This is a genomic window from Mesorhizobium sp. M2C.T.Ca.TU.002.02.1.1 (assembly GCF_003997225.1).
In genome coordinates this window covers 1-8968 of record NZ_RZTO01000183.1, presented here as the reverse complement: position 1 = coordinate 8968, position 8968 = coordinate 1, and the positions used below count along the sequence as shown (strand labels likewise).

The following is an 8968-nucleotide window of genomic DNA, read 5'->3' as shown; positions in this document are numbered from 1 at the left end:
AGGTAGGGCGCGCCCGATATCACGGCGGCGGGGATGATGAGATCCGGAGCCCGAACAGCCTCGATGAATACTTCATGACCTTCGGGCGATCGCCCGAACAAATGCGCAGATCCCGCCAGGATGATCAACTGGAAGTTCGGCATGTCGCCTTGTTCGAACAGAACGGTGCCGGAGGCTACGTTGAGGGCCAGCGCGTTTCGCAGCAGGTCGGTCCGCTTGGAGACGGACAGGACCCCCAACAGCGGCAAGGCTTCCGGTGCAACCTCCTTATCAGTCATTCTGCGGGTCCTGCTCTTGCTGACTGAATGCGGACCGAACCGCGGCCAATACAGCCTCGTCGTCGAAGGGCTTTTCCAGAAAATCGACCGCACCTGCTTCCAACGCTTTCCCTGCGAGCGCGATGTCGCCATGGCCCGTGATGATGATGACCGGCAAGTCTACGCCGAGGCTTTTTAGCCGCCGGATCAGCTCAAGCCCATCGATTCCCGGCATCCGCAGGTCTGTGACAATGCATCCACGTTCGACGATGTCGATGTCCGCCAAAAAGGTGACCGCCGTTTCGTAGCTGCGCACCGAGACTTGCGCAGTGCCAAGCAGAAAGGCGAGCGACTTCCGCACCGCTTCGTCGTCGTCGACGATATGGACGACATTATCGCCGGACATCGGCGAAATCCTCCTTGGCTACTGCCGGCAATGTAAAGCGGAACGTCGTTCCGCCGCCTGGACGCGGCTCGGCTTCGATCTGCCCGCCATGCGCCTCGACAATCGTCCGGGAGATCGAAAGGCCTACGCCCATCCCGTGCAGCTTGGTGGTAGCGAACGGTTGAAAGAGTTTCGCCGCCATTTCCTCGGAGATGCCGGAACCGGTATCATCGACCCGCACGACAATCATCATGTCGTCTGCAGGCATCGTGCGAACGGTCAGATTCCGCTCGCTCGATTCTTCCATGGCCTCGATGGCGTTTCGGATCAGGTTGACCAAAACCTGTTGAACTTGAACCTTGTCGGCCAGGATAAGATCGACACGCGGGTCAAAGTCGAACGCCACGTGAACGCCTCTGTCCTTGGCTCCGACAAGCGCGAGGGCGGATGCTTCCTCGACAAGCTTCGCAATGCTTTGGATTTGTCTTTCGCTCCCCCCTCGACCAACGAAATCGCGCATGCGCCGAATGATCTGGCCGGCTCGCAATGCTTGGTCGGCCGCGCTGTCCATCGCGTCTCGAAGAATCGCCAGCCGCTCGTCGGTGCTTCCGTCGAGCAGGCGCCTTGAACCTTTCAGATAGTTGGCTATGGCCGCCAACGGCTGGTTGAGTTCATGAGCGATCGCCGATGCCATCCCGCCCATCTCAGTTAGGCGCGACACGTGGGCGAGTTCAGACCGCAGCTCCTGAAGTCGCGCCTCGGTTTTCTGCCGCTCCGTCAGGTCACGGATGAACCCCGTGAAGAACCGCTGGCCCGCTGGCCATATCTCTCCGACAGCCAGTTCGATTGGAAACGTCGAACCGTCTTTGCGTTGCGCTGCAACCACACGGCCAGTTCCAATAACGCGCGCCTCCCCGGTGTCGCGGTAGCGCTCGATGTAGCCGTCATGTTCCTCGCGATAAGGTGAGGGCATCAGCAGCGTCACATTGTTTCCGATCGCCTCAGCCGCGGCGTAGCCGAACATTCGCTCGGCGGTCGCGCTAAATGACTGGATGATGCCGCGCCCGTCGATCACGATCGTGGCTTCGGGAACTATGTCTATGATCGATTGGAGATGAGCCTCGCGCGTCAAGGCCAGAATGCGCGCTCGTCGCAGCCGTTCACCGATCCAGGCCGTCCCTACCCCGATCAGTACGAAAACAGCTCCATTGGCGACCTCCGTCCAGCCAACCGTCCCGTAGTTGGCAATGAAAAAGAAGACGAGAGGGATGCTTAAGCCGGTGGCCAGAATGCCCGGACCGAAGCCGCCGACACCCGCCGCGAGCAGCACGGGAGGCAGGAAGAAGAGGTAAGGAGCTTGATCTTTGAGAATCGATGCCAGGACGAACCTTGCGGTGAAGGCAAGCGCGACGGCCGCTACCGCGATGGCGTAGCGCAAAACTGTTTCCCGCCGTGAAGCCACCTCTGACCGATTCCGAACCGGCACGTCATTCGACCCTACGAATGAGTTGACCAGATAGCCTTCCTACCGCAAGCATTCGCGACTGAAATTGCTCTGAAGCAAACTTCTCATGCAAGTCGACTGGTGCGGGTACTATTTTGTGGCGGAGAGAAGGGGTTGCCGAGATGCCCCAAGGGATCGCCCCTGCTCCTTTAGGCAGTCATCTTCATCTTCGCCAAGGTCGCAAAGAAGCCGGCGCCGCGGCCTCGAGCGGAGTGTCTTGTTTATGAACGGAATTCTTCTCGCGGCAGGTGCCTTGGCGCTAGAGAGTTCTCTCGCTACCTCGGCATCGGCCCAAGACACTATCCTATGGCTACGAGCGCACGGATAACTGCTCCAGACACGAGGTCGACTACAACTGCGCGGCAAGGAACGAAATCAGCCGATCCTTTGTCGAAGGCTGCCAAGCATACGTCGATGAGCAAGCGAATGGCGCTGCTCGGAATCGCCCGGCATCGAAAACGAGGACGATCGGGGGGGACGAATAGAACCGAAGCCGGGGCTAGTGAGGCTTCCTCTGGCGATCCACGTCATTGAGAAACCCCACGAGGTCGAGAGCCAGCCAGAATGGAATGCTTTCGAGCAGAAGACCGACGACCTCATAGGGAAGCCCTGTCTTGTTGTCGATCACCGACCAGGTGCCGTCGGATTCGCTTTCGATATCGAAACGCTCTGCCATTAATTTTGCTAACATATATGGCGAACGAGTTCCGCCAACCTTTCACTGGCCCTGCAAAACTAAAGGGGGCTCTCAATCGCATCGTCGGCATCGGCCATAACCGACTTTCCGGCTACGGCTCGGGGCGACCAGCTTCGCATGGAAACTCTGAGTTCAAGCGCCGCAGCAGCGCTTGTATTTCTGGCCGCTTCCGCATGGGCACCGGGCATTACGCCCGGAAGGGGAGTCTGCAGCCCGTTTCGCCAGCATATCCATGATCCTGGCTGGAGGCAGCCCTTGACGCAGCAGGCGCACCATCGCCTCCAAAAAGGGTGCCGCGTGGGCAAAGAACATGCGATTGGATTCGCAAAAATAGTTCAGCCGCTCCGGATCGTCCGACGGCGTCGGCAGGAAACGGTGCTTGGGACAGCCGCCATGACAGGCAAAGCGCCATTGGCACCTTTTGCAAGCGGCAGGAAGGCGGGCTTTCTTATCTAGGCCGAACTGTCGCTGCTGCGGCAGTGACGCCAGAGCCCCGATCGGGGTCTGCGTGATGTTGCCAAGTCGATATTCCGGGTAGACGTAATGGTCGCAGGCATAGAGGTCGCCATTGTGCTCCAGAGCCGGTCCAGAGCCGCATGTTTCCGCAAAAACGCATAAAGAGGCTGGCTGCCCGGCCCAGATTCCGAGTTGAAGGTCGAAGAACTGGACGAAGACCTGGCCTACGTCGTGCCGGACCCATTCGTCGAAAATCCTGCACAGGAACCGGCCATATTTCTTGGGGGTCACGCTCCAAGGCGCGACGACGAGATCGTCGTCGCTGGGCATGGGCGGCGGGGCGAGCTCCCCTTCCCGACCTACCCGCTCGATCACCGGGATGAACTGCATGTACTGCACGCCCATGTCCCGGAGGTAACGGTATACTTCCAGGGGGAAGCCGACATTGCGGGCGTTGACCACGCACAGGACGTTCGTGTCCACCCGATGCCGGGCCAGCAGGTCCCAAGCAGACAGCACGCGGGACGAGCTGGGCTGGTCACGCCTGTCGCGTCGGTAATGATCGTGCAGGTGAGGCGGTCCATCCAGGCTCAAGCCGACCAGAAACTGTTCCTCGTGGAGGAACCGTGCCCATTCCTCATCGAGAAGGGTGCCGTTCGTCTGCAGCGCGTTGCGGATGGCGCGGCCTGGCGGACAATGCCTGCGCTGCAATGCGGTTATGCTCCGGAAATAGTCCACCCCCAGCATGGTAGGCTCGCCACCCTGCCAGACGAACTGGATTTCCCGCAGCCCGGCGCGCGACTGACTGGCGATATAGTCGCGAATGAAGGTTTCGAGCACGTCGGGCGGCATCCGGAACTTGTTTTCCTCCGGATAGAGCTCTGCCTTTTTCAGATAGTAGCAATAGGTGCAGTCGAGGTTGCATCTGGGACCTATGGGTTTGGCCATGACCCAGAACGGCAAGGCCGCAAGTCTGTCGCCGGCATCATCCCGCAAGTCGGTCATCTCACTTTCCCAAGCCTTCTGCGTTCGAGCGCAGGCCGATGCCTTGCTCCCCCAAAAGCGACCAAGCGGGGGAGCGACCGACATCCGCGATGCTCTTGCGAACCGCTGCTGCTGAAGGGGATCGTGCCACTGCAATAGCGCGACTGGGCATTCACTTGATGGCACATCGCAGCCGCGCGGCTCCAATCCTAGCCTAGCTTGAATCGTCGAACGTTGCGTCGGCGCAAAGATCACGCGATGAATGGGAACTCGCCGATCTTTCTAGTCCCGTTCGAGCCAGTCGTCGCGGAGGAGATGGGCGACGCTGCGGGTCGCTGTTTGCCAACGGCCAAGACGTGGGTGACGTGCTGATTTCGGAGGGACTGGCTGTCCCATTTCTAAGCTATTGTCCCACTCGTGGGTTGACGCTCAAGCCCATGCCCGGGAGCGTAACTATCGTTTCTCGTCGTGCAGCCCCTAGTCGCAGTTTGGACGGGGACCTTGGCCTCCGCCGTCAGGTTTCGACCTCGCTGTGGAATGCCCAGTCAGTCCTGCGGAGGAGCGGGAGGACGATTAGCGTTCAAGCAATCGTGTGAAGCGGTCTGCTCGTTGGCGGCTATTGTGACTCCTTTCGGCAGTGGGGTCGCAACATGCTCATCACAATCTTGGCCGTCATCGGCGGGCTTTTCGTCGCGTGGTGGATCCTGGCTTTCATAATCGGGAATCTCGCAAACAAGACGTCGATCGGAATCAAGAACGTCCGTTATCTCTTGAAGAAGAACGGGATTGACCCGGACTCCCTGACACCGCGGCAAGTCGAGTCGATAGCCAACAATGCAATCCTCGGCGCTCAGATTGCGAAGAGCGGCCGATTCAAGTTTGACAGCAATGAGTTCCAGCGACAGCTGGCTTTCCTGACGCTGTTGGTGAGCCGTCGTCTCAAGGGACAGCCTCAGGACCCCAATGCCACCGACCTGGCGAAGATGCTGCTCGGCGAAAAGACGGACCTTTGAGGTACTGGTCCGACGAAGTGGGCGGACATCGAGGAGTTTATCGTGCAAGCGACGATCTGGCTTGTCGGCGTGGGTCTCGTAACCGCAGCTGGATAAGGCCTGAAGGGCTGAGCGCCGAAAGAGAAGTCGATGTCACCGCCAGCGGCGTTCTTCTACGACAACTGCGTCGACGACGGCAGCGCGAAGAACATATTTGTCATCGACAGAACAACCCACCTGAAGTTCGACTGCCTCGCGCTACAGAAAGCGGTCGAGCGCAAGTCTCCCTGGCGACCTCAGCCGCCGTCCTTCTTGTCGCCCTTGTAGAGGCTGGTGTTGTAGCGGTATGACATCCACGCTACTGCCGCCGCGGTGACGACCGTGGACAGCGACAGAAACTGGTAGGCGGTGTAGACCTTCCCGCCGCATGAGCCGCCGACGCAGGCCTGCTCGGCGACTTCGTACAGGGTCGACAGTGCCGACTGCAGCAGCCATAGCGCGAGGACGAACACGCCTGACGGGATGATCACCGCCCAGTTGATCTTGCCCATGCGAAGCCTCCCTTGATCCCGCTGCCTATATAGCGCCTGCGGTAGAATACGGAAATCTTTCGCTGGCCCTGGGTTAGAATGCCTCTTCAATTTTCACCGTCGATGCAACGCCATGGCAACGTCCTTGCGTTACTGCTAGCCCATGAAGCCTCCCCGCTCCATGCTCTCCCGGCCATTTTCCTGATGGCTTCGTCTGCGCATTCGGTTGCTATGGACCAGTCGGAGAACGACACCCTCGTGCAGCAGGCAAACCGCGGCGACCCCGCTGCCAGTACGCCGTCGGCATGATCCTCTACGAGCTGTGCGACGACTGCTACATCCAGCTGTCTGGATGTGGGAAGCTAGAGACCGGCTATGTGCTGCGCAGACTGTCTAGCCCCGACTTCCAGAGCGCCGCCAGGTGGTTCAGGAAGTGTGCCCTGGGTGCCGAGATCGCGCTCGCGGGTGTATTCGCCGGCGCCGCCGGTTTCGATCCGAGGCCCTTGTGCGGCCGGTGCTCGACATCCGGCATGACATGTCGCTTGGCGTAAGCTCGACGGGGCCGTCAAGAGTCGGAGATTGCCTCCCAACAACCACCGCAAAATAAATGGCGATGTCGGAATGCGGACCGGTGGCCCGTCTTCGCTGCAAACGCGGATATTCAGAAATCGCTTAAGGAGAACCGACGGGAACTCTGTGAAACGGCAACATAATTCCCGCGCAAAAGTCCGTTCGTTCGCCGGCTGGGCCGCTTTGCCCCAGTCCAGCAAAGGCAAGATTACTCTATTTCTTGAATGTCTTGGCGACCGCAGAAAGCGCGGCGGCTCGCGAGACGGGATCGGCGATCGCGTTGGCCAACGCCAAGGCCGTGCTGGTATCGCCCATCTCGGCCAGCGCCTCGGCCTGCAGGCGGTTCCAGTCATCCCGGGTCGCTTTGTCGTGAGTGGTTGCCACGAATTTCACGGCCTCGTCCGCTTGCCCAGCCAACACCAGCATCCGGACAAGATAGCCGCCGCGCTTTTTCGCCAGCGGACCAGGCGAGCCCAAAGCACTGCGAGCTTTCGGCAGCATTTCCGGCGAATGCGAAAATTTGGCGAGCTTCTCGGTTGCTGTCATCTGGTCGGCCGGTTCCAATTGCTGGAGAATTTTCAACGCCTCCTGCCAGTCGCCGACAGCGGCCAAGGCGCCGACAAGCTGAGGTCCAACGGCGTAGAGATACGCGTGATCCCGGGCGGCGGCTTCCGATAGCGGGGATGCGGCGGCAAGGCATTTCTCGGCGAGAGCCTTGTCCTTGGCTGCCTGCGCGACGAGCGCGCATGCCTCAACTCCATTTACGGTTCCGAGGTCCTGATATTGAACCAGGGGCGTGGCGACATCTCCATGCCCGGTGCCTTGAAGAATGGCCAAGGTGTTGACACCCGCCGCCTTGCGGAAGGAACCGTGCAACGCGTCGATCAGGGTCAATCCCTCCGTTGACTTTCCGGCCAGGAACTTCCCGGCAGCTTCCATTGCAACGATGTCGTAGGGCTCGTAATTGCGCGAAGCCGCAAACGCCTTGAAATCAGCGGTCCGGCCGGCCGCAACCAGCGCAGGGCCGAAAACCATATCAGCGCTCCGATCGTCTCCCCCGGTCTGCTTCAGGAGCGGAGCCAGATCGACATCGCGTCCCGCGAGTTTCAGCGCCGCGATCAACTCTGTGGTGTCAAAGCCGGCGAACTGTTTGTCAACGGACGGTGCTATCGACAGGGCAAAGTCAAGCTCACCGGTGCTCGCGGCGATCTTGAAGATGTCAACCCAGCTGTTCCAGACCAGAAGGTAACGGTCGCTGGAGTCCTGGTCTTTTCCACTCAGAGAAACGATTTTGCCCGCTGCGACGCTCGCCTCTGCTGCCATGCCCAGCACGCATTTGCGCGTGGGCGAAGCGACGCAGTCCGTGTCAGCGGCGCTTCCGGACGCCGTGCACATCAGCAGTAGGAGCACGGCAGCAAGCAATCTGAGCATTGTCCGTCTTCCAAAGATAACAGTCTCACGACGCGGTCGCGTTGATGATCCCACCATTAGAATTCATTGACTGCCGTCTGAACAATCGATCCCGACGTGTGATCGTAGGATGGAGATCGATCTCTCACCACTATCAAACGATAGTGCAGGGAACGATCGCTTGGTGGATGTAAGGCTCGATCCTTTTCTATCACAGCCCGAGGGCGGTTTTTGCTATACCTATTCAAGACCACAAGACCATTCCTAAGCTTTTGAAATATTGCTATCCTGCGCGGCAGTGCGACCTCGCTGAAGCGCGGCAAAGAGGGGGATGGCGGTTCCGGTTGCCAGGATCACCGAGCGTGTCTTGCAGGGGGTGCTTGACGCTGCCGCCTGGGACGATGGATTGGCCGCGTTGGCGCGGGCACTTTGCGCGGACCATCTCGTGGCTGTCGTGCCGGGCATCTCAGGCAGCCTTGCACCAGCCTTGGCGTGCGGCTGCGGAACCGCGGTTGAGAATATCGAAGCCTGCTCCCGCTATCCTTCGGACGTGGCAAAGCTATCAGGCCTTCTGAGCGTGCGGGCGATGCCGCAGGACGAGATGGTGCCGTTTCCGGTGTTTGCACAGATGCCGATCTTCGACGGCGCGATCAGGCCCATGGGCGGCCGTCACGCGACCGTGGCGCGGCTGGCGGCTGGCGGCTTCGTCGCAGCCTGCCGCGGCGGTCCCGCGCGGCCGTTTTCCGAAGCCGAAATGAGCGTGCTCACAACGTTGCTGCCGGTGCTTTCGTCTACGATCGCACTCAAGCAACAGCTTAACGCGCTCCGCGGGCGTATCGCCATGCTGGAGACCGCGCTCGATTCCATTGCCACCGGCGTGATCGCCCTCGACGGGCGCAGGCGGGTGATCCATGCCAACGCCGCGGGCGAGGCGCTGCTTCGCCGCGCTGACATCCTGTGCGCCGCGCCATCTGGTCTTTATGCGGTGATGCCGCCCGAAAACGAGCGGCTTGCAACTGCGATCACGTCGGGTACCGGCGCGGTGGTCCTGATCGGCCGTTCATCGGAATGGCCGTTGTCGGTGCGCGTGGTGGGCATGCCGGCCAGGGCAGGCCCGGCCGCGGCCACGATCCTGTTCGTCAACGACCCGCGGCAAGCGATGCGGAAACGGCTGGCAAGTGTC

The 8968-nt window shown here is 60.3% G+C and carries 8 protein-coding genes and 1 pseudogene; 2 read left to right on the top strand and 7 right to left on the bottom strand.

Annotated elements, in window-relative coordinates; all coding sequences use genetic code 11:
* The 5 genes and pseudogenes from EOD07_RS12520 to EOD07_RS12505 all read right to left on the bottom strand — a co-directional run.
* A pseudogene (locus EOD07_RS12520) lies at positions 1–278 on the bottom strand (Crp/Fnr family transcriptional regulator); the annotation flags it as partial.
* Entirely contained in the window at positions 271–663 is a 393-nt protein-coding gene (locus EOD07_RS12515) for a response regulator (protein ID WP_127235667.1), read from the bottom strand. The pseudogene EOD07_RS12520 and the gene EOD07_RS12515, both read right to left, overlap by 8 nt.
* Positions 650–2080 (bottom strand): PAS domain S-box protein, encoded by a 1431-nt coding sequence (locus tag EOD07_RS12510; protein WP_245470087.1) that lies wholly within the window; start codon positions 2078–2080, stop codon positions 650–652. The genes EOD07_RS12515 and EOD07_RS12510 overlap by 14 nt, the downstream gene beginning before the upstream one ends.
* A gap of 565 nt (positions 2081–2645) precedes the next feature.
* Entirely contained in the window at positions 2646–2822 is a 177-nt protein-coding gene (locus EOD07_RS37630; protein ID WP_164772211.1) for a hypothetical protein, read from the bottom strand.
* Positions 2823–2975: 153 nt separating this feature from the next.
* Positions 2976–4304, bottom strand: coding sequence for an anaerobic sulfatase maturase (locus tag EOD07_RS12505; protein WP_127235665.1), 1329 nt, complete (start codon positions 4302–4304; stop codon positions 2976–2978).
* Between the two features lie 629 nt (positions 4305–4933).
* Between EOD07_RS12505 and EOD07_RS12495 the strand changes: the two genes are divergently transcribed.
* On the top strand, positions 4934–5296 hold the full coding sequence (locus tag EOD07_RS12495; protein ID WP_127235664.1) for a hypothetical protein: 363 nt from the start codon (positions 4934–4936) through the stop codon (positions 5294–5296).
* A 275-nt stretch (positions 5297–5571) separates the two neighbouring features.
* Here EOD07_RS12495 and EOD07_RS12490 read toward each other — a convergent pair whose 3' ends face one another.
* Entirely contained in the window at positions 5572–5826 is a 255-nt protein-coding gene (locus EOD07_RS12490; protein ID WP_127235663.1) for a hypothetical protein, read from the bottom strand.
* A gap of 762 nt (positions 5827–6588) precedes the next feature.
* Complete coding sequence (locus EOD07_RS12485) at positions 6589–7806, bottom strand: hypothetical protein (protein ID WP_127235662.1); 1218 nt, start codon at positions 7804–7806, stop codon at positions 6589–6591.
* 310 nt (positions 7807–8116) lie between these two features.
* Between EOD07_RS12485 and EOD07_RS12480 the strand changes: the two genes are divergently transcribed.
* Positions 8117–8968 (top strand): PAS domain-containing protein (locus EOD07_RS12480; protein ID WP_348627755.1); only part of this gene is annotated, 852 nt, incomplete at its 3' end.

What these genes read in the sequence shown, in the direction of transcription:
- EOD07_RS12515 (WP_127235667.1), bottom strand. Translation starts at nt 663, where the DNA reads ATGTCCGGCGATAATGTCGTCCATATCGTCGACGACGACGAAGCGGTG.
- EOD07_RS37630 (WP_164772211.1), bottom strand. Translation starts at nt 2,822, where the DNA reads ATGGCAGAGCGTTTCGATATCGAAAGCGAATCCGACGGCACCTGGTCG.
- EOD07_RS12505 (WP_127235665.1), bottom strand. Translation starts at nt 4,304, where the DNA reads ATGACCGACTTGCGGGATGATGCCGGCGACAGACTTGCGGCCTTGCCG.
- EOD07_RS12495 (WP_127235664.1), top strand. Translation starts at nt 4,934, where the DNA reads ATGCTCATCACAATCTTGGCCGTCATCGGCGGGCTTTTCGTCGCGTGG.
- EOD07_RS12490 (WP_127235663.1), bottom strand. Translation starts at nt 5,826, where the DNA reads ATGGGCAAGATCAACTGGGCGGTGATCATCCCGTCAGGCGTGTTCGTC.
- EOD07_RS12485 (WP_127235662.1), bottom strand. Translation starts at nt 7,806, where the DNA reads ATGCTCAGATTGCTTGCTGCCGTGCTCCTACTGCTGATGTGCACGGCG.